This window comes from Bacillaceae bacterium S4-13-56 (genome assembly GCA_040191315.1).
GTDB lineage: Bacteria > Bacillota > Bacilli > Bacillales > JAWJLM01 > JAWJLM01.
This window is the reverse complement of record JAWJLM010000027.1, coordinates 1-20,503: the sequence shown is the minus strand read 5'-3', so window position 1 is coordinate 20,503 and position 20,503 is coordinate 1. Positions and strand designations below refer to the sequence as shown.

The 20,503-nt window shown below is 37.3% G+C and carries 17 protein-coding genes, 1 pseudogene and 1 riboswitch; of the genes and pseudogenes, 4 read left to right on the top strand and 14 right to left on the bottom strand.

The window, feature by feature from the left end; translation table 11 throughout:
• Nucleotides 1-160: 160 nt before the first annotated feature.
• Nucleotides 161-520 carry a hypothetical protein gene (locus tag RZN25_08925; protein MEQ6376940.1) on the bottom strand — a complete coding sequence of 120 codons (360 nt, stop codon included), beginning with the start codon at nucleotides 518-520 and terminating at the stop codon, nucleotides 161-163.
• A gap of 110 nt (nucleotides 521-630) precedes the next feature.
• A riboswitch (SAM riboswitch) is annotated at nucleotides 631-736 on the bottom strand.
• Between the two features lie 67 nt (nucleotides 737-803).
• Nucleotides 804-1,700: a fumarylacetoacetate hydrolase family protein gene (locus tag RZN25_08920; protein ID MEQ6376939.1), complete on the bottom strand. Its 897-nt coding sequence runs from the start codon at nucleotides 1,698-1,700 to the stop codon at nucleotides 804-806.
• 284 nt (nucleotides 1,701-1,984) lie between these two features.
• Here RZN25_08920 and RZN25_08915 point away from each other — a divergent pair, with 284 nt between their 5' ends.
• On the top strand, nucleotides 1,985-2,800 hold the full coding sequence (locus RZN25_08915) for a ZIP family metal transporter (protein ID MEQ6376938.1): 816 nt from the start codon (nucleotides 1,985-1,987) through the stop codon (nucleotides 2,798-2,800).
• Between the two features lie 289 nt (nucleotides 2,801-3,089).
• On the opposite strand, the gene RZN25_08910 is transcribed toward RZN25_08915, so the two are convergent.
• Genes RZN25_08910 through RZN25_08890 form a run of 5 tightly spaced genes read right to left on the bottom strand, consistent with a single transcriptional unit; the run spans nucleotide 3,090 to nucleotide 6,375 of the window.
• Nucleotides 3,090-3,635: a 2-oxoacid:acceptor oxidoreductase family protein gene (locus tag RZN25_08910; protein MEQ6376937.1), complete on the bottom strand. Its 546-nt coding sequence runs from the start codon at nucleotides 3,633-3,635 to the stop codon at nucleotides 3,090-3,092.
• 4 nt (nucleotides 3,636-3,639) lie between these two features.
• The gene (locus RZN25_08905) at nucleotides 3,640-4,386 is read right to left on the bottom strand and encodes a thiamine pyrophosphate-dependent enzyme (GenBank protein MEQ6376936.1); all 747 of its coding nucleotides are present in this window, start codon (nucleotides 4,384-4,386) and stop codon (nucleotides 3,640-3,642) included.
• Nucleotides 4,370-5,446, bottom strand: a complete 1,077-nt coding sequence (locus RZN25_08900) for a 3-methyl-2-oxobutanoate dehydrogenase subunit VorB (protein MEQ6376935.1) — start codon at nucleotides 5,444-5,446, stop codon at nucleotides 4,370-4,372. The genes RZN25_08905 and RZN25_08900 overlap by 17 nt, the downstream gene beginning before the upstream one ends.
• A 13-nt stretch (nucleotides 5,447-5,459) precedes the next feature.
• On the bottom strand, nucleotides 5,460-5,687 hold the full coding sequence (locus RZN25_08895; GenBank protein MEQ6376934.1) for a 4Fe-4S binding protein: 228 nt from the start codon (nucleotides 5,685-5,687) through the stop codon (nucleotides 5,460-5,462).
• A 13-nt stretch (nucleotides 5,688-5,700) separates the two neighbouring features.
• On the bottom strand, nucleotides 5,701-6,375 hold the full coding sequence (locus RZN25_08890; protein ID MEQ6376933.1) for a hypothetical protein: 675 nt from the start codon (nucleotides 6,373-6,375) through the stop codon (nucleotides 5,701-5,703).
• Between the two features lie 249 nt (nucleotides 6,376-6,624).
• On the opposite strand from RZN25_08890, the gene zwf reads away from it, so the two are divergent.
• Nucleotides 6,625-8,133, top strand: a complete 1,509-nt coding sequence (gene zwf / locus RZN25_08885; GenBank protein MEQ6376932.1) for a glucose-6-phosphate dehydrogenase — start codon at nucleotides 6,625-6,627, stop codon at nucleotides 8,131-8,133.
• A gap of 118 nt (nucleotides 8,134-8,251) precedes the next feature.
• Here zwf and RZN25_08880 read toward each other — a convergent pair whose 3' ends face one another.
• On the bottom strand, nucleotides 8,252-8,947 hold the full coding sequence (locus RZN25_08880) for an aspartate/glutamate racemase family protein (protein MEQ6376931.1): 696 nt from the start codon (nucleotides 8,945-8,947) through the stop codon (nucleotides 8,252-8,254).
• A gap of 328 nt (nucleotides 8,948-9,275) precedes the next feature.
• Entirely contained in the window at nucleotides 9,276-10,691 is a 1,416-nt protein-coding gene (gene gndA, locus RZN25_08875; GenBank protein MEQ6376930.1) for an NADP-dependent phosphogluconate dehydrogenase, read from the bottom strand.
• A gap of 535 nt (nucleotides 10,692-11,226) precedes the next feature.
• On the opposite strand from gndA, the gene RZN25_08870 reads away from it, so the two are divergent.
• Nucleotides 11,227-11,406: a hypothetical protein gene (locus RZN25_08870; GenBank protein MEQ6376929.1), complete on the top strand. Its 180-nt coding sequence runs from the start codon at nucleotides 11,227-11,229 to the stop codon at nucleotides 11,404-11,406.
• Between the two features lie 27 nt (nucleotides 11,407-11,433).
• Here the strand turns inward: RZN25_08870 and RZN25_08865 are convergent, their stop codons facing one another.
• From RZN25_08865 to RZN25_08855, 3 genes and pseudogenes are all read right to left on the bottom strand, one after another.
• Nucleotides 11,434-13,596 carry a DNA topoisomerase gene (locus tag RZN25_08865; GenBank protein MEQ6376928.1) on the bottom strand — a complete coding sequence of 721 codons (2,163 nt, stop codon included), beginning with the start codon at nucleotides 13,594-13,596 and terminating at the stop codon, nucleotides 11,434-11,436.
• 29 nt (nucleotides 13,597-13,625) lie between these two features.
• A complete protein-coding gene (locus RZN25_08860; protein MEQ6376927.1) occupies nucleotides 13,626-14,351 on the bottom strand; it encodes a hypothetical protein in 726 nt (241 codons plus the stop codon).
• 396 nt (nucleotides 14,352-14,747) lie between these two features.
• Nucleotides 14,748-14,843: pseudogene (locus RZN25_08855) on the bottom strand (ATP-binding protein).
• An 866-nt stretch (nucleotides 14,844-15,709) separates the two neighbouring features.
• Here RZN25_08855 and RZN25_08850 point away from each other — a divergent pair.
• Nucleotides 15,710-16,375 (top strand): YiiX/YebB-like N1pC/P60 family cysteine hydrolase, encoded by a 666-nt coding sequence (locus tag RZN25_08850; GenBank protein ID MEQ6376926.1) that lies wholly within the window; start codon nucleotides 15,710-15,712, stop codon nucleotides 16,373-16,375.
• A 1,271-nt stretch (nucleotides 16,376-17,646) separates the two neighbouring features.
• Here RZN25_08850 and RZN25_08845 read toward each other — a convergent pair.
• On the bottom strand, nucleotides 17,647-19,530 hold the full coding sequence (locus RZN25_08845) for a fructose-specific PTS transporter subunit EIIC (protein ID MEQ6376925.1): 1,884 nt from the start codon (nucleotides 19,528-19,530) through the stop codon (nucleotides 17,647-17,649).
• A 17-nt stretch (nucleotides 19,531-19,547) separates the two neighbouring features.
• Entirely contained in the window at nucleotides 19,548-20,294 is a 747-nt protein-coding gene (locus tag RZN25_08840; protein ID MEQ6376924.1) for a DeoR/GlpR family DNA-binding transcription regulator, read from the bottom strand.
• Nucleotides 20,295-20,503: the final 209 nt, after the last annotated feature.

The window sequence follows — 20,503 nt, the reverse complement described above, 5'->3', positions numbered from 1 at the left end:
GAAATGGATTTTTATTCAACTGTTTTTTAAAAAAATTGGTATTCGTCAAGCTTTTTGGCGAATACCTTAGTTACACTTATACAGATAGGAAGTTATATACTTCCCTCTCCCCCCAAAAAATCCGCAATTGTTTTTACGAATTTTAGTTGATGAGAAAATTTTAGGATGGAATACTTTCTGGAAAATCAAAGTTTTCATTTAAAACTGTCTCTATGTAGTGGTCTTTGGGCACAGGTAAACCTTGATTTTCAAATAACCTCCAGATTAAGCGGTCGAGTGCATAGGGACCTGCCTGCTGAAATTTGGATAATAAGGACAAATCGAAATAAACAGTTGTACTTAAAGAATGATAAGAGATCAATAAGGTGCCCCTTTTTTTGCTATTCCATTGATGTGTAACTTGCCCTTCTATCTCCCACTCTCTTAATTCTCGATTAACACAATCCACTACGTAGTTCAAAAAATCCCTAGTGTTCATTCCTTTTGCTATATAAGCACGTGCTAAACCATTTGCATTCATGTTTTGCTAACTCCTTTTTCCATGATTCAATCTTCATGGTTTGATGCTACGGGTCTATATTAGCGAATAGAAAAACCCCTAACCAAGTGGCCAGGGGATGAATTCTCCGTATTGTATCATCCAAAGCCATGAGCCTTGCTGGTAGTAGCACCTTATTCAATGAACAGGTTGCTGTGGAGTCATAGAGCCAGTTCTCTCATCCACTCTTGATAAAATTTTATTAAGATGAAAACAGTATAGCATAAAACAAGGAAAAATGTTTTATCGTTTATTTCGGTTCTTCCTATACAAATGTATTTCTTAATGCTCCAAGCTTCTCCACTTCAACTATTACCTCATCACCTGGTTGAAGATATTGCTGTTTATCTTCTGGATATCCCAAAATCACCCCTGAAGGAGTGCCTGTTAAAATAAGATCTCCAGGGTATAAGGTCATATGTTTAGAGATATAGGCAATAAGTTCTTTGCAGTTAAATATCATATCTGAGGTGTTTGAATCCTGCCTTAACTCACCATTAACTTTCGTGGTTAAACGGAGGTGATTGGGATCTGGAATCTCATCGGCTGTTACTGCAAAAGGGCCAATAGGGCAGAATCCATCACTTGTCTTTCCCAACATCCATTGTGGGGTTCTCATTTGTAAATCACGTGCAGACAGATCATTCCCCGAACAATATCCAAAAACATAATCTAACGCTTTTTCTTCAGGAACATCTTTTGCCTCTTTCCCAATAATAATGGCTAGCTCCACTTCGTAATCTACTTTTTTAGTTTCCCTAGGAATGGATATCACTTGGTTATGCCCTGTCAGAGCATTAGCATACTTATTAAATAAGATTGGATATTCGGGATAAGGAAGTTTCGTTTCATCTGCATGTTTCCGGTAATTAAGACCAACACAAATAATTTTTTGGGGACGTAAGATACATGGTTCCCATTCTACTTCGTTCTCTGATAACAAGTATGAGGATTCATTTTCTACGGTAAGCGCCTCTATATATGTACGTAATTTTTCTACCCCATCACTACCAGCTTCAACCAGGTCCATGATTGTTTGTGGTATATCTAATAAATCAAAACTCCCGACCTCTTCAATTGCCTTTTGCACAGAAATAAGGCCAAGATCATGCTGTACCACCAAAAGTGACTCTCTATTCTCCTTAACAGTTGCTAATTTCACAAAACACACTCCTCTCCAATCAGTTCTTGTCTCTATCATACTAAATGGTGTCAACGTTGTGAAACACAATATTTTTTTATGATACTTCACTATTTATTGATTCTGGAATCGGATAGTTAAAATTTATGTAGCTGACAACTCACACACCTAAAGGATGGCTTTCCCATTCGGAAAATTAGTAACAGGAATCACCAGATAATTTAAATCTTTCAAAAAACAAGCTGTAGATGGTATGATATATTAAATATTTCTTCTGATTTTCAAATCATAGGGGGTGATCTTCTTTGTTAGACTGGTTAGCTGGATTAAGTCCTGTGTCTCAAGCCTTCCTTGCCACATTATTCACATGGGGGATGACGGCATTTGGGGCCGCACTTGTTTTTACTACTAAAACAGTGAATCAACGTTTTTTAGATAGTATGTTAGGGTTTGCTGGAGGAGTCATGATCGCTGCGAGTTATTGGTCTTTATTGGCTCCTGCTATTGATATGGCTGAAGATGGAGGTCAGCCTGGGTGGTTACCAGCAGCAGGCGGGTTTTTACTTGGTGGGTTTTTTCTATTGTTGGTTGATAAAATTCTACCACATTTGCACCCTAACACCCCCATTGAGGGAGCTGAGGGTTTTCATCCTGAGAAAAAAAGAAGAAGCACACTGATGGTATTAGCTATAACTCTTCACAACATTCCTGAAGGTTTAGCCATTGGGATAGCATTTGGAGCTTACCAAGCTGGGTTTGAATCTGCTTCTCTTACGGGAGCACTTGCACTTGCTATTGGCATAGGGATTCAAAACTTCCCAGAGGGTGTTGCCGTATCCATGCCTTTAAGGCGTGATGGGATGTCTCAGAAAAAAGCGTTTCAATATGGACAGTTTTCAGGGATGGTTGAACCTATTGCAGCAGTTATAGGCGCCTTTGCAGTAATTTTTATTCAACCGTTATTACCATGGGCATTAGCATTTGCTGCAGGTGCCATGATTTTCGTAGTGACAGAGGAGGTAATTCCAGCCTCTCAAGAGAACGGGAATTCTGATTTGGCATCTATCAGTTTAATGGTGGGTTTTACCGTCATGATGATCCTTGATGTGGCTTTAGGATAAAGTAAAACTTCAATCAGTGGGGGGTTATTCAACCCCCACTGATTGTTCGCACCTAAGGATATGACCTAAAGGTCCTTGAACCAATCGGACATTTGCGAGCAGCCAACCATGAAGCAAGCTTCACCAGCAAGGACTAAAATTTAATGCTATATTTTCATGGGAATATTTATCCCCACCTACTCTTTTCGCTTCACTTATGACTTGAGGTGTGGGTATTAATGCGGAATAAAAGATCCAAAAAAGATGATTCCTCCTTTATTGTGAGAAATCATCTTTTTAATGAACTTTGTTAAGCATTCACCATATTTGAGTATCCTTTTCCTTCTTCAAATGCAGCAAGGTTGAGTTGAACAAGATCGTTTTTTCCAGATAACGAATCAACAATTGTATCTCTTAACGTTTGTTCTGATAGTAGATGGGTGTTTTCTAATAGGCTGCCTAAAATAACCGAATTAGCAACTTTTGTATTCCCCAGTTCATTAGCTATTTCAGTTGCAGGTATTTCAACTACCTCAATATCTGTACGTTTGGATGTACGTTCTACGAGGGAGGAATTAATAAATAGATAACCTCCGGGTTTTACTTTAGGCTCAAACTTGTCGAAGGAAGGATTGTTCAATACTACAGTAATCATTGGCTTTGTTACAACTGGTGAACCAACAGGATCATCACTAATAACTACACTAACATTTGCTGTGCCTCCACGTTGTTCAGGGCCATAGGAAGGAAGCCATGTTACGTATTTTCCTTCTTTCATTCCAGCAGACGTGAGCCATTGTCCCATGGACATCACTCCTTGCCCACCAAAACCGGCAATAATCAATTCATGCATCATGGGTTTACTCTCCTCTCTTATCTTTGTAAACACCTAGTGGATAGACCGGAATCATATGATCTTTAATCCAATCTAAAGATTCAAAGGGGTCTAACCCCCAATTAGTAGGACAGGTGGATAAAACCTCGATGAATGTAAATCCCTTTCGCTCCTTTTGTGCTTCAAAAGCTCGTTTAATCGCCTTTTTTGCTTTTATTATATTTGGAACGTCATGAGTGGAGACACGTTCAATATAAGCGGGCCCATCTAAAGTGGCTAACATCTCACTTACTTTAATCGGAGAGCCCTGGATACTTATATCTCTTCCTTTAGGTGATGTAGCTGTTTTTTGTCCTACAAGGGAAGTTGGTGCCATCTGCCCACCAGTCATTCCATAGATTGCATTATTAACGAAAATAACAGTAATTTGCTCCCCTCTTGCAGCAGCATGGATAATCTCACTCATACCAATAGACGCCAAATCTCCATCCCCTTGATACGTAAAAACAATTCGATCTTCTGGCAATACCCTTTTCACCCCGGTAGCTACTGCAGGTGCTCTTCCATGGGCTGCTTGTGTCATATCACAATTGAAATAATCATACGCAAGTACAGAACATCCAACCGAGGCAACGCCAACCGTTTTTTCTAATACATCTAACTCTTCTAAAACCTCTGCAACAAGCCGGTGGATTACCCCATGAGTACATCCAGGACAATAATGGGTTGGTTGGTCAGTTAATCCTTTCGTTTTCTCAAAGACTGTTTGCATGCTGAACACCCCCATGTTTCCGTACAATCTGTTCATATATCTCTTCTTGTGTTGGTACAATGCCGCCATTTCTTCCAAAGAAATCGACAGGAGTATGACCATTAACAGCTAATCGCACATCTTCAATCATTTGGCCAGCACTCATTTCCACACATAGATATCGTTTCACTTTTTCACGTGATTCTAGAAAAGGTTTTTCTGGAAATGGCCACAGACTGATTGGTCGGATGAGCCCAACCTTTATCCCATCCTCCCGTGCCTTTTTAATGGCATTCATTGCTATTCTAGCTACTGTCCCATAAGCAACAATAACTGTTTCCGCATCTTCCATCATTTGTTCTTCATATCGCACTTCATGAATAGCCATGGAATCCGTTTTTTTCTGCAACTCTATATTTCTTTTCTCTAGTGTTTCAGCATTAAGATCTAAAGAAGTTATGGTCTTCGGTGCTCCATCTCCTACAGTTCCAGTTGTAGCCCAATCTTTTTTCGGTAAAGGAGGATATTCTTTCTTTCTAAATTCTACTGGTTCCATCATTTGTCCAAGCATTCCGTCTCCCAAGATAATGACAGGAGTACGATAAGAATCTGCTATATAAAATGCATCTTGGATTAAGTCTACTATTTCCTGTAAGGTTGAAGGTGCAAGAACCGGAACATGATAATCTCCATGCCCACCCCCTTTGGTCACTTGAAAATAATCGGATTGTGCAGGCTGAATATTTCCTAATCCAGGACCCCCACGCATAATGTTTACAACAACCGCTGGAAGCTGAGAGCCAACCAGAAAAGAGATTCCTTCCTGCTTTAAACTAAAACCAGGACTAGAAGAAGAAGTCATAACCCTAACGCCAGCACTACTTGCCCCATACACCATATTAATGGCAGCTACTTCACTTTCAGCTTGTAAAAACAGCCCCCCCACCTCAGGAAGTCGTTGAGCCATATAGGCAACTAACTCACTTTGAGGTGTAATTGGATATCCAAAGAAGTATTTGCAATCTGCCGTAACTGCCGCCTCTGCAATAACTTCATTTCCTTTCATTAATACTTTCCCCATAACCAAAACCTCCCTAAGAAACTTTGTTTCTAGCTGGACGATAAACTGTAATCACAGTATCCGGACAAATTTGAGCACATTTCATGCAACTAATACAAGATTCTTGGTCCTCCACAGTTGCTGGTCTATATCCCTTTGCATTTAAACGATTGGATAAAAAAATAATATCTTTCGGGCATACTTGAACACAGAGACTACATGATTTGCACAAATCCTCTTGAAAAACAACTCTCTTTTCCAAACCAATCCCCTCCCTAATAATCCCAAGGTGTTCTCATAAAGCGCTGTATTCCAAAAACAGGGTGATCAACATCTAGTTCTTTGACCTCAGAATATAAATCTTCCATAACAGTGGATGCTACTAAAGGAATACCCGTTATCCCTGTAACTTCATGACAAAGATCAATTCCTCTTTTGAAATCCTCTACAGTAGATTCTGATGAAACATTTGTGTTATTAATCATCCCCGTTACCTTCATACGAACCGCCTCTTCAATTCTTTTCATTGCGTTTACTACTCCTTCAGTAGTACTTACATTAGGACGATTCGCATTGAGGACAAATAACATGTCAACACCAAGAGCTTTCCATTCATGGTAATACTGGCTCAGTGCCGTTGCACCATCCTTATCACCACCAGAGTCAACAATAAGAACATACTCTTCATCATGAATATAACGATATATGTCCCCAGAAACGATAGGTAAATCAGAGGAAGCCCATTTCTTTGGTGGAGCAATAAGATCAATTCCATTCTTAGATAGGAAATCAGCTACATCCCTCGTTCTAAAATAAGGATTGATTACATCCAAGTCAGCAATAGCCACTTTTGGATTGCTTTTTAATGCTTCTAACGCAAAATGGATAGCTAACTCTGTTTTCCCGCTACCGAAGTGTCCCGTAAAAATTGTAATTCGGCGATTCAACATGGTAACACCCCTTTCTAAGAAAACGCTTACATTACTTTGGAACATAAATTTTACTATTCTTTAATTATAAACATGAAAATAAAAAAAAACGTTGATAAATGTCACAGTTTTGCAAATTGATATGTTATCTCATCAAATGGATAAGTTCTTAACTCAGGGAAAATACTATGCTTATGTTATGATAAGGTTTGAGCAACTAAGAAACACATACATAAGGTGGATAACAGATAAAAAGTGAGGGACAATGACGTGAACAAGGAAAACAATTCAAAAGCGATCATCGTAATTTTTGGAGCCACCGGAGATCTGGCCAAACGCAAACTTTTCCCATCCATTTACCGGCTTGCTGCAGCTCAAAAAATATCTAAGGATTTTGCCGTAATTGGAGTCGGTCGTCGTCCGTGGTCAAACGAAAAACTAAGAGACCATGTGATTACTTCGATTAACGAACATGCAGATCAAAGTCCTTCCATAGATATGAATGAATTTAGCGAACATTTTTATTATCAATCTCTTGATGTAGAAAATGTAGAATCTTATCAAGAATTATATAGTTTATGTAATCAATTAGATGATCATTACCAAACAAACGGTAATCGCTTGTTTTACTTAGCTATGGCGCCAAACTTCTTTGGTGTTATTGCAAACCACCTTCGTAATGAAGGATTGACTAATACTGTTGGCTGGAAAAGGCTAGTTATAGAAAAACCATTTGGTCACAATTTTGAATCCGCGAAGGAATTAAACGAGCAACTCAGACAAACCTTCCGTGAGGATGAAATTTATCGAATCGACCATTATCTTGGTAAAGAAATGGTGCAAAACATTGAAGTTATCCGATTTGCAAATGCCATCTTTGAACCTTTATGGAACAACCGCTACATTTCAAATATTCAAATAACCTCTAGTGAATCTCTGGGAGTAGAAGAACGAGGGAATTACTACGACAAATCAGGAGCACTTCGTGATATGGTGCAAAACCATATGCTACAAATGGTGGCTTTATTGGCTATGGAACCACCTAGCCGATTAACTCCCGATGATATTCGAAGCGAAAAAATTAAAGTATTTCGAGCAATGCGTCAAGTTAAGGAAGAAGAAGTTCCAGAATATTTTGTTAGGGGCCAGTATGGAGAAGGAGAAAACAGTGGTAATAGAGTGTCTGGTTATCGCCAGGAACCAAATGTTCCAACCGATTCGATTACCGAAACCTTTGTCGCTGGTAAATTGTTAATTGATAACTTCCGATGGGCTGGGGTTCCCTTTTATATTCGTACTGGAAAGAGAATGGCAGCTAAGGCGACTAAAATTATTGTAGAGTTTAAGGATCTTCCCATGGATTTATATTATCAGACAGAAATTAAGAGACCTAACCTTCTTGTTATAACTATCCATCCAGATGAAGGGATCACTCTTCATTTGAATGCCAAAGAGTCCACAAATTCACAGAGGGTACAAACTACACCAATTAAACTAGATTATTGTGTAAACTGTCATGATGGTATTAATACACCTGAGGCCTATGAGAGGCTTTTGTATGATTGCATGCAGGGTGATACCACTTATTTCACTCACTGGGATGAAGTATCCCTAACATGGCAACTTGTCGATCCAGTAAGAACCTATTGGGATAAGAGCAAGGCTGAGTTTCCTAATTATACCTCTGGCACAATGGGGCCAAAAGAAGCTTATGAGCTAATTGAGAAGGATGGATATACATGGTGGCCTATCCGTAGCGGAGAAAAAGTTTACGAATAAGCGGGACTAAAATTCAAAAAGATGATTCCTTCTTTATTTGGAGGAATCATCTTTTATATGCTATTAGAATTTATAACTTTAGTCGGTTGATATTTCCCTGGCAATTCTCAGTATTCTACTACTCTTTTACTAATGCCTTTTCCACGATCTCTATTGCATGAATCATAGCAGTGTCAAATAAAGGGACCTCTGTGTCCTGAGGTTTAATTAATAGACCTATTTCTGTACAGCCCAAGATGATCCCTTGAGCACCTCTACTTGCTAATTCCTCAACTACTTCTAAATAATAATCCTTTGAAGATGATTCTATCTTCCCTAGGCAAAGCTCAGAAAAAATCACTTGATTGATCCTTTCCATATCTACCTGATTTGGAATAATTACATCGATTCCTTGCTTTTGAATTCGAGATTTTAGGAAGTCCTGTTCCATCGTGTATTTCGTCCCCAATAACCCTACTGTCTTTAAATTAGACCTTTGAATTTGTTTGGCTGTGGTATCCGCTATATGTAGGATAGGAATAGAAACTCTAGATTCTATCTCCCCAATGACCTTATGCATTGTATTGGTGCAAAGAGCGATAAAATCAGCTCCGGCTTTTTCAAGAGAAAGAGCCACATCCCCTAATACCTCACCAGCTTTCACCCAATCCCCTTGATGTTGATACCGCTCAATTTCTTCAAAATTCACACTATACAAAATACACTTTGCTGAATGCAGACCGCCTAATTCTTCCTTCACCCTTTCATTTATAACTCGATAATACTCAGCCGTGGATTCCCAACTCATACCACCAATTAAGCCAATCGTTTTCATCCTCTTCCCCCCCTCAGGCTAGACTTGTCCATTTCATCCATTTTATAATAAGGACAAGCTCTCGTTTCTATTATACACAAGATTCCTGTCCTTATTTGTGAACCTCTCCAACTAAATCAATAGATTTTGATGGAGCATCCCTTAAAAGAGACATTTCCTGCTTCTTAGACTATTGCCTCCCTTGAGAAGGTACTTCTTTCAACATAGGAATAAGCGCAAAAGAAAAAGCGATTCATCTCCCACTAAATCAAAGATTTTGAAGGAGAATTCTCGCTAATTTTTGTTAAATAAAGCACACGCTAAGAAAAAGCATGTGCTTTTACCTCAATTAATCTTCCATCCACTCCGTATGGAAAACTCCCTCTTTGTCTAAGCGCTCATATGTATGCGCACCAAAATAATCACGTTGAGCTTGCAATAGATTAGCAGGCAATCTCTCAGAACGGTAGCTATCATAATAAGCTAAGGCTGAGGCGAATCCTGGAACAGGGATCCCCTGCTTAACCGCTTCCACAACAACGTCACGAAGAGCTGTTTGATAGTTCTCAACGATTTCCTTGAAATATGGGTCAAGTAGCAGGTTTTGAAGCTCAGGATTACGATCATATGCATCCTTAATGTTTTGAAGAAAAGCCGCACGGATAATGCATCCTCCACGGAAGATCATCGCAATCTCTCCATAGTTTAATTTCCAATCATATTCATTAGAAGCGGCACGCATCTGGGCAAAACCTTGAGCATAAGAGATAATTTTACTCATATAAAGGGCTTTGCGTACTTTTTCAATAAACTCCTTACGATCACCAGTGAATTGTCCCTTATCAGGTCCATTCAATTCTTTGCTAGCAGCTACTCGTTCCTCTTTTAATGCAGATATAAAACGCGCAAATACGGACTCTGTAATAACTGGAAGAGGCACTCCGAGATCTAAGGCACTCTGACTTGTCCATTTACCTGTTCCTTTTTGTCCTGCTGTATCGAGGATTACATCTACCATTGGCTTTCCTGTTTCAGGATCATATTTTGTGAAAATATCAGCTGTGATTTCAATCAAATAGCTATCGAGTTCACCTTGATTCCATTCAGAAAAAATCTCATGAAGCTCTTTTACGTCTGTTCCAAGTGCGTTTACCATTAAATGATAGGCCTCAGTGATCAATTGCATATCCCCATATTCGATGCCATTATGTACCATTTTTACATAATGTCCAGCACCGTCAGGACCAATATAGGTTGTGCAAGGCTCTCCGTCAACCTTGGCTGAAATAGCTTCAAAAATGGGTTTTACTAACTCATGGGCTTCCTTTGGTCCTCCTGGCATAATCGATGGTCCTTTTAATGCTCCTTCTTCCCCACCAGAAACTCCGGTTCCAATAAAGTGGATCCCTTTTTTCTGTAATTCATCACTGCGCTTTTTTGTATCTTTAAAAAAGGCATTTCCACCATCAATAAGAATATCACCTTTATCTAAGTAAGGAAGTAATTGATCAATGGTTGCATCAGTAGGTCCTCCAGCTTTAACCATTAACATGATTTTACGTGGAGATTCTAAAGCATTTAAAAATTCTTCTATTGAGTGAGCTCCAATGAAGTTTTTTCCTTTTGCTTCGTTAGCTAAAAATTGATCCGTTTTCTCCGGGGAACGATTATAAACCGCCACGCTATATCCTCTGCTTTCAATGTTAAGAGCAAGGTTCTTACCCATAACCGCTAATCCAATTACTCCAAATTGTTGTTTTGACATTTAATTACGTCCTTTCTGCTATGAAATGGCTATGTGAAAAAATTATCTAATTGTATTTAAACATTAATTACGCTTCCTGTCACTTTATGTAGATTGAATTTCTCTAGCTTAGTATGTCAAAATTTCCAGTAAACATGTGTAAGTGCTTCATCAGGAGAAAAGGAGACTGATATTGAGGGAATGATTAAGCATCATTCGCGAGGGAATTTTTTACTTAGTAGGAAATCCTGTACTCTTTTGTTTCTTTTCCTCTAGAATCTCTTCAAAAGATAAACATAATAAAGAACTCAGGGAAAATGCCAATATCCATCATATTATAGTTAGAAAAAATCTGATCTTCGGCAATTAATCACCTATGAGAAAACCAATGCCTCTTCTCACCAAACAGCTAAGTATTGCCCGTTAATGCGAGATAAACTATTCAGAAAAATACCATTATCGTACTTTAGCGTATTAAATATGTAATAATCACCACTTGAAATTTCAAATAATTTATTAGTCTTTTTGGGCATAGTAAAGCTATAGGAGGGATAGAATGGATCCAAAAGAAAAGAAGAACTCTCAAGAGGAAACCGTTGCTCCAGGTATAGATGAGGCTGATTCCTTAGGAGAAGATGCAACTCCGGAAGAAATAGCTCACGGAGATAGTACAACTGTTTTTCAGTTTAAATACGATGAATATGATCCAAGTATGGAAGAAGATGAAAAAGGCTAGGAAAACTTCCTAGCCTTTAAGTACAATTTATCGTTTGAATTCCATTTTCCAGCTAAAGTAATCATTTGCTGGATTTTTCTCATACCTTAAATAAGCATTAAACTTGGTGCCCTTCTTGCTGGTTAATCCCTGAACATGTACAACTCCATCTTTTAACAAAGAACTAACCATTGTTTTGGAAGTTCTTTTTTTCATAGTTGCTAAAAACTTGTCCTCTTTCCATATCACAAACTTGCATCCGGATTTCCAATTGCTACATCCAAATCCCTTTTTCCCTTCGATCACAGGATGACCACAAACCGGACATTTTCCAAGTACTTCTCTTGTTTTTGAAGTACTTTGTTGGATGTGGTGAATGATGGTTTCTTGATCATTTTTGATTATTTCTACTGACTGTTTAGTAAAAGAAAAAATGAGTGAAAGAAAATCCTCACGATTCACTTTCCCTTTTTCCATATCTGCCAGCTGTTTCTCTAATCGTCCAGTAAATTCTAAATCGAATAAATCCTTTATTGGAAAGCTTTCCACAAGCTTGTGTCCCAATTCTGTACAGGTTAAGTTTTTTTGTTGCTGCTGAATATAACCTATCTCTTTAAGCTTTTTAATCGTCTCTGCACGTGTAGCTGCTGTTCCTATGCTAAACCCCGATAAAATCTCTCCGAAAACCTCATCAGGACCGTCCTCTTTGATATTTCTTCCGCAAGTTTCCATCACTCTCAAGAGAGTTTTTTCCGTATGAGGCTTCGGTGGTTTAGTGACATGGGAAGTTACTTCTGCTTTATCTAGGGTTACCGCTGCCCCTAACGATACATTCGGCAAAAGAGCATCCTTCGATTGAATCTTTTCAACTTTTTTCCATCCTTCTACAAGCTGAACTTTCCCCTTAGATTGAAATACTCCCTTAATATAATCATCACTGATTTTGGTTATTAGTTTGGTTTCTTCGTACTCGGCTACTGGCATAAACTGCATTAGCAGACGATTCTTAATTGCTGTATAAACAATTTCCTCATCTCTTGTTAGACGATTTGGAACCATATACGTGGGGATAATAGCACTGTGACTTTCTACTTTAGCATTATTAAACACCCTTTTTGATACTTGAAATTTTATATCTTCTTTATAGGGAAGTCCCTCTGAAATTTTCTTTACGACATTAGCTGTTTTTTCAACTAAACTCTCTTCTAATGCCGTACTAGATGTTCTTGGGTAAGTAATGTACTTCTTTTCATAAAGAGATTGGGCTACCTTTAACACCTTATCGGAAGTCCATCCTTGAAACTTACTTGTGACATAACCTTGAAGACCTGAAAGATTAAACAAGAACGGTGGAAACTCTTTCTTTCTTTCCACTTGTTTATCTACGATTTCTCCAGTCTTATCTTTCAAGTGCTGTAATATAAGGTCTAATTCCTCTCGACTTTCAAACTTTTCCTGATCCTCACTTACATAGGTTCCCTCATACTCTTGGGAGTCCTGAGTTTTAAATGTGGCTACAAGCTTGAAAAAATCTTTCGGAACAAAGTTAGCAATTTCTTTGTCTCGGTCATAGATAATTTTCAATGTCGGTAATAATACACGTCCAATATTTAAGGCTTTGCCAACTCCTTTTTGATATTTTAAGGTGGCAACAGAGGTTAAATTGATTCCAATTACCCAGTCTGCCCATTGCCGACTAAAACCCGCATCTTGAAGATGTTTCATTTCAGTATTTGGCTTTATTTTTTCCAGCCCATCTAGGACTTCTTCTGGTGTCCATTCATTTAGAAGAAGACGATATACTTGTTTTGTTGTTTTTAATTGTTGAATTATGCTATCCCCAATAATTTGTCCTTCACGGTCGTAATCACATGCAGAAATAATCATATCGACATCTGGTCGTTTCGTTAATTGATAAATCGTTTTTGCCTGTTTTCTTGCTCCTCCATCAAATTTGCTTCTATTACGCGGGTCGGATTTCACTTTATACTTAAAGCTTTTAGGTATAAATGGGAAATTTTCCATTTTCCAATGTTCCATTTTAGGATCATAATCTTTAGCATCAAATAACTGGAAGAGGTGGCCAAACGCCCAGGTAATAATGGCATCTTCCCCTTCAAAATAGCCATCCTTACGCATTTGAATTTTTAAAGCATCTGCAATATTCTTCGCAACAGAAGGCTTTTCTGCAATTATTAATAAAAGTCCCATTTTCGAGTCAACTTCCTTTTCATTAATGTTTATATGGTATAAGTCTTGTTTGACTTTTTATTTAAGTCAAATAAAAAAACTTTTAAGGCAACTCCAAATACAATATCAGGAGTTTCATGCTGTGCAACGTAAAGCACCTCACGAATATACTGTAATCGAATAAAGATCCTATTTTCGTTTGATTCATAACTTTGAGGTACTATATCTTTTCTTTTTACTTTATCGCGTAATAATGTTTCATCTGTCTTTTTATATGTGAAACAAATTTTATATACTTTTCTAATTTCTTTTCGAGATCTCACAGTCACTAGTTTGAATTGTGGTTTTTGCTTGAGGACTTTTTCATCCCATAAATACTTATAAAATTTAGATAAAAAATTCTCTTTCATTTCAAGGGTTTTATTCTTATTTGACTTCTCTTCTACACAGTATTGTAAGTAATCATTTGCATGACAATCTTTTAGATCCTCAAGCCCCTGAATTTCCGTATATTTGGCTGATTGTCTTTGTACATTGTCTAATACAAAGTTTAAAAAGGGTACAATAATTTGAGCTACTGTTAGTTCAGTATTTACCGAACCTGAATTTCTATGGTAGTTCTTATATAAATAATGAGTAATGGGATGAGGAAACACTTCTTTTGTTAGTTGGTCTTGTATTCCAATGATATATGCAGGTGTATAAACAATCTCCCCGCCTTGCCTTCTCGGATACTTAATTGCTTTCCAAACAAATTTATATGTGTTTTTTACCAACGATTTATCACCTCTAATAAAAGTTTTTTCGAAGCTCGAACTTATATTGTTAGTATTGAATAAATAATTTATTAAAAAATGTTTACAATCGTACAACCAATCTTTTTTTATTTCAATATTAATCTTATATTTTGCTTATTTCTTGTAGTATTGAAATTTCTATTGGAAACTATATAAACTCGCTGAGGGATAGGAATCGTTTGAAATTAGATGGAGACAATAATTTGTTTAGAAGTATTTCATCTATTGAAAATTACATTAATAATGTTTATTTTATTCATTAATGGTTGGATAGATGGGTTATTTGATTCTTCAAATTAACCTCATTGTTGGTAAGTAAAATATATAATGTAACCACTTCCCAACAATTAATTTAGTTCTTTTTTTTGACTCTTTTCAGCTATGTCTGTCCTCATTAAAAACAATTAAGTGAAAATGGTGTATGAGTCGATCAATGATGGCTTCGGTTAATATTGAATCTCCAAAGACATGTTTTTTAACAGAGTGATCCTTCATATGAGCATCGATGATATTAGTAAGTTCTGAAAATGTTACTTCTTTTTGAGTATGACCATAGTCTTCTTAAAGATTTCATTCTCCTCCTGTAGTTTAATCACTTGCTCTTTCCTCTTAGCAATTTTTACATCTGTAAAAATGTATCCATCTTCTGTTTGAATAGGAGAGAACTTCTTAATACATGCATAAATTTTCACTTCAGATACGCTAATTCGCTACTTAAGTCTGTAACAGCGCTTCCAAAATTATAAAGAACTACCTATCATTTTTTTAAGTCTTCATTATATTTTTTGCCTGTATGTTGTTTTCCCATAGACATTACCTTTCTTCTATACAGTGTTACAAATATATGGAACCTTAACTAGGGTGAGTCTATGAAACTATACTAGCATCATAGCATCATTACTTATTATAAATTGTCGGAGGGTACCTATTATTACTATATAAGTTTAAAATTTATCCTTGTGTTGACCTAACTTGTGCTTATGTACCTAGGAAGAAATGAATAACATAAAGTTTGACATATTATAGATAGTGAATTTACAATTTCTTAAAAATTTTATCTAAGATAAAACCGTAAAGGGAATAAAGAACAACATACAATATCATTCCAATAAAATTCAACTTATAATTTGAATGATTATATAAATCAAATTCATTTACAATATATTGAAAAATCGGGTCGATTAAATATATATCTTTGATTGGATTATGAATTGCCTCAATACCCATTACTATGCAAGCAAATAAAAATGTCCAAAATACAATTTTTTTCAAAAGTATCACTATTAATCACTCCTTATTTTATTATATTAAAACTTTTTTGACTATTTTTGCAATATATGTTTACAAATAATGTCTATTATTCTATTATAACTATATATTTGAAAGGGAGGAAAAATTATGAAAAAAATACTTTTTTATTTGCATTAGTATTTACTTTTGTTTTTGGTGGTGCTCTTTCTGTTTCAGCTGCGGACGGTGGTCCAAGTTATATCCCTATAGGTGAAGGTGGAGGTACTAGTTATGGTAACTACCCAAATACCAATATAGAAATTAAGCCTGGTGATTTACTCTATTCAAAAAAATCGGTTTCAACTTTTTATGTTGGTCACATAGGTATTGTGGGCACTGATGGAAAAGTACACCATACACTACCCGCTGATCCTTCTGCTTCTCATCCAGTTTCAACATTCTTATCTAACTTTGATACTGTTACATTAATTAGACCTAATAATGCTACTTCTGCCCAAAGAACTACAGCAGGATATTGGGCTGTGAATAACATTAATTATGTTACAAATTACTCCTTTACTAATAATCCTTACTCGATAAGTAATAATTATTGTTCAAAGTTTGTTTGGCTAGCTTATGACTATGCTAGGGTAGATATCGCGACATATAAGACAGTCCTCTATGATCCTATTCTTGGTTATTATGGGATGTATATCCTTCCTTCACAAATCTATAATGATACAAATAATACTAAAGTTAAAGTTTTAAACTAACATTTTTATAAAAAGATGTCGGCTGAAGTCCTCTATACTTCTTAATAGTTCAAGGATCTCTTCCCATTAGCCTTGTAATCTCTGAATAGTTTTCATACTCTTTGTTTGCTTTATGTCTGATATAATTAATCTTGGCCACTGCCAACATCTCCTTAATACCTCCTGCACTAATTGTGTCCCAACAAGAAGTGTATGTGTATTTTTAATGTTGACCAGTGTTTTTTTGTTTATGTAGGGCCTCCGTCACCTGCATAGTAAAAAACTGTATCCAAAGAATTAGACTTTTTCCTAAAAAGGTCAATCAAAGTATTGGGTGAAAATTCTTGCTATTTATGTGTTTTTTATAAAATGCAATTTAATTATGGTTAGTTTGTACCAACTCATCCACATAAAATTATTAATTTCATTGAATTCGACTCCTATCAAAATTGAAAGTTTTTAGCAGAGTATTTCCATCATATAGGAAAACTAAGGAATAGAACAGTAAAAATTGAGGGTTTTGACGAGGTTTGTTCATGTGGGCTTACTTCGTTGTCCTCCTTTCTTGTTTGGTGGCTAAAAGATAATATTCGACAAACGTGACGAAAACCCTTTTTTTGTTTTGTTGGGCAAACGTTAGCTAGAACGGCTCTTGGTTGCCTTTTGTCTCCACTCTCCTAGGCAAACGTCATCAAAGCAACGCATCTGCTTATCAATAAAGGGATTCTTGAGAGCGTATTTTGCTTTCATAGTAGCCCGTTTGCAATTCCTGATGGCGAAAGCCTTGGTTTGACTTATACTATCACCCAACTAAAGTTATAAAGCTGATAGCATTAGAAAACTTGGCATTCGCCAAGCCTTTGTGGCGAATGGCTTAGTTGCACTTATGCAGATAGGAAAGTTTTATACTTTCCTATCTGTTGAGAAAAGCGCAAGCGCTCTTGATCATCGACGTAAGGAGGTGAGGCCCACCGGATGTGGGTCACGTAGGCGTTGCCACACGATGTGGCGATTTTAGCCTGCGATCCTCCGAGATAAAGGAAACACGGTTCACGAGGGCTCGCAGGAGGCGAGTCAGTTCGGTGTTGCGCCAAATGTTTTCGGTGGGCCGAGTAATCGGATGTCGCGTTTTTAACCGACCCTCCTTCATCGATGTTGCCTTATCGATGGAGAGGAGGGAACCGACTCTAGTCGATAGGGCGCAGGAGCTAGACAAATTTTATACTTTCTGGTTATCTTTCAAAAAAAACCAAGCTGATGAAAAACAGCTTGGCTTTTTAACATTTTATAAGCTATCTTGCCTCTACATCCTTCTTCAAAACTCCTAATAAGATTGCTGTAATCACAGCACCGATTAGTATAGACAAAAGATATAATAAGGCACTGCCTTGGATAAGAGGAACAACAAATAATCCACCATGAGGAGCTTGTAGTCCTAATCCAAACATCATGGATAATGCACCGGCTACTGCAGATCCAATGACTATGGAAGGAATTACACGACCTGGGTCAGCAGCTGCAAAGGGGATGGCTCCTTCTGTTATAAAGGAAGCTCCCATTACATAGTTTGATTTTCCTGCATCTCGTTCTTGCATTGTAAATTTACGTTTAAAGAAAGTAGTCGCTAAAGCAATTCCTAGTGGTGGTACCATTCCACCGGCCATAATGGCAGCAATAAACGTATATTGTTGAGCATCAAGCATAGCGATACCAAAAGTATAGGCAGCTTTGTTGATCGGTCCACCCATGTCAATCGCCATCATACCACCAAGAATCAATCCAACGAGAACAGCATTTGTTGTACCAATTCCTGTTAACCAATTTTCTAGCGCTGTATTAAACATACCAACAGGTTCATTAACAACAAAGAACATAATCATTCCAGTGATAAAAATACCGAAAAGAGGATAAAGCAAGATCGTTTTAATACCTTCAAGAGAGCGAGGAAGGTTTGCAAACACGTTTTTCAAAAGAATAATGACATAACCCGCTAAGAAACCAGCAATGATACCACCTAAGAATCCAGATCCACCCTGAGCAGCCATGAAACCACCAACCATACCTGGAGCTAAACCTGGCCTATCGGCAATACTCATCGCAATAAAACCAGCCAAAACTGGTATCATTAAACCGAAGGCGTTCCCTCCACCAATCGTGTTTAAAGCTTCAGCAAATCGATTATAATCTGGATTCCCTTCCACATGGGACTCAATCCCGAATAAGAAACCTAACGCAATTAGAATTCCTCCACCAACAACAAACGGAAGCATATGGGATACACCATTCATTAGATGCTTATAGAAAGCATTTTGCTTTTGTCCTTCCTCCCCTCCACCGCTATCAGAAGATGATTCTCCTCCCCCTTGGAAAATAGGGGCATTTCCACTAAGTGCTTTATTAATTAGTTCTTCTGGGCGACGAATTCCTTCTGCCACCCCTACCTCAATCACACGCTTTCCTTTAAAACGGCTCATATCCACATTTGTATCTGCAGCCACAATGATAGCATCTGCTGATTCAATTTCAGCTCTAGTAAGAACATTTTTCGCCCCACCTGAACCACGTGTTTCCACTTTAATATTGACACCCATTTCAGCAGCTTTACCTTTCAAAGCATCAGCAGCCATGTAAGTATGCGCAATTCCCGTTGGACAAGCTGTTACCGCTAGGATTTTTTGTTCAGAAGAAGTTTCCGTCGTGCCGGCTTCTTCTTCAAGTCTTTCTTGTTCCTTTTGATCAATCGCATGGATAATTTCTTCTTTTGTTTTTGCTTCCAGTAGCGTTTTTCTAAAAGAAGTATCCATAAGCATGGAAGATAAACGAGCCAATGTATCTAAATGGTCATTGTTCGCCCCAGCAGTAGCCGCAATCATGAAAAAGAGATGACTTGGTTGTCCATCAAGAGCCTCATAATCGATACCTTCTTTTGATCGACCAAATGCAATCGATGGTGTCCTAACCGCATCTGTTTTGGCATGAGGAATAGCTACTCCTTCCCCAATTCCCGTCGTGCTTTGAGATTCACGTGCTAAAATCTCCTCTTTATACTTTTCTTTATCCGCTAATCTTCCTGCTCGATCTAATTGATTGACTAGCTCATCAATAGCATCTGATTTTGATCGTGCTCTTAGATCCAGTTCAATCGTATCAAGCTTTAACAAATCCGTAATCTTCATTGATCTGCACCTTCCTTTTAAATACTTATAATTGAGGTTTTATTTTTAAAATCTTTCAATATATCATCATCGTTCTCGTTGGTAATGATTACAGCTTCTTCTAATTGGGCTATTTTAGAAAAGGTAACCTCATGAAGTTTGGAATGGTCTGCTAAAACATAAACCTGCTGGCCTAAACTAATGGCTTTTGATTTGATAGTTGCTTCTTCAGGATCAGGAGTCGTAAATCCATATTCTGAATGAATTCCATTGACTCCTATAAAACATTTATCAAATCGATAACCAGTCAAACTTTCAATGGCTCTTTGCCCAATGATGGCATTTGTTTTTCCCTTAACATAGCCTCCAACGACATAAGTATTCATTCCTTTTTCAAGCAATGGAGTAATATGAGTGACTCCATTTGTAACTACAATGAGGTCTTTCGCTTGAATATAGGGAATCATGGCAAAAACAGTTGTTCCTGCGTCAAAATAAATACAATCCCCATCTCTGATAAGACTCGCGGCATATTCAGCAATTCTTTCCTTTTCTTCTGAATTCTTGGAGGATTTTTCAGAAATACTTAATTCTTCTCCTTTTTGTTTTAATAAAGAAGCACCTCCATGAACTCGTTTAAGTAGCTTTTTTTCTTCTAACTGACTAAGGTCTCTTCGAATTGTTGACTCAGAGGAGGAAAGTGCCTCGACAAGTTCTTGAACATGAACAATTTCTTTTTCTTTTAACAATTGCAAAATAATGCGATGTCTTTCTTCTGTTAACAACGAATTCACCTCCACCTAAGAAGCCAATTATTTACTAGCTTCCCCTATTTGACTTCATTATATATGAAGCGCTTGCAATTTTCAACCATTTTCAATCAAAATCAATCAATAATAATCATATATATTTTGTGAATGCATCCAAAACATTCACAAACGTTCATGGATTACAATGAGAAAAGCGCAAGCGCCCTCGATCATCGACGTAAGGC

Excerpts from the sequence above, each read along its gene's own strand:
- RZN25_08925 (MEQ6376940.1), bottom strand. The coding sequence starts at position 520 with ATGAATGCAAATGGTTTAGCACGTGCTTATATAGCAAAAGGAATGAAC.
- RZN25_08910 (MEQ6376937.1), bottom strand. The coding sequence starts at position 3,635 with ATGATGCATGAATTGATTATTGCCGGTTTTGGTGGGCAAGGAGTGATG.
- RZN25_08905 (MEQ6376936.1), bottom strand. The coding sequence starts at position 4,386 with ATGCAAACAGTCTTTGAGAAAACGAAAGGATTAACTGACCAACCAACC.
- RZN25_08900 (MEQ6376935.1), bottom strand. The coding sequence starts at position 5,446 with ATGGGGAAAGTATTAATGAAAGGAAATGAAGTTATTGCAGAGGCGGCA.
- RZN25_08890 (MEQ6376933.1), bottom strand. The coding sequence starts at position 6,375 with ATGTTGAATCGCCGAATTACAATTTTTACGGGACACTTCGGTAGCGGG.
- RZN25_08880 (MEQ6376931.1), bottom strand. The coding sequence starts at position 8,947 with ATGAAAACGATTGGCTTAATTGGTGGTATGAGTTGGGAATCCACGGCT.
- gndA (MEQ6376930.1), bottom strand. The coding sequence starts at position 10,691 with ATGTCAAAACAACAATTTGGAGTAATTGGATTAGCGGTTATGGGTAAG.
- RZN25_08870 (MEQ6376929.1), top strand. The coding sequence starts at position 11,227 with ATGGATCCAAAAGAAAAGAAGAACTCTCAAGAGGAAACCGTTGCTCCA.
- RZN25_08865 (MEQ6376928.1), bottom strand. The coding sequence starts at position 13,596 with ATGGGACTTTTATTAATAATTGCAGAAAAGCCTTCTGTTGCGAAGAAT.
- RZN25_08850 (MEQ6376926.1), top strand. The coding sequence starts at position 15,710 with ATGTTTACAAATAATGTCTATTATTCTATTATAACTATATATTTGAAA.
- RZN25_08845 (MEQ6376925.1), bottom strand. The coding sequence starts at position 19,530 with ATGAAGATTACGGATTTGTTAAAGCTTGATACGATTGAACTGGATCTA.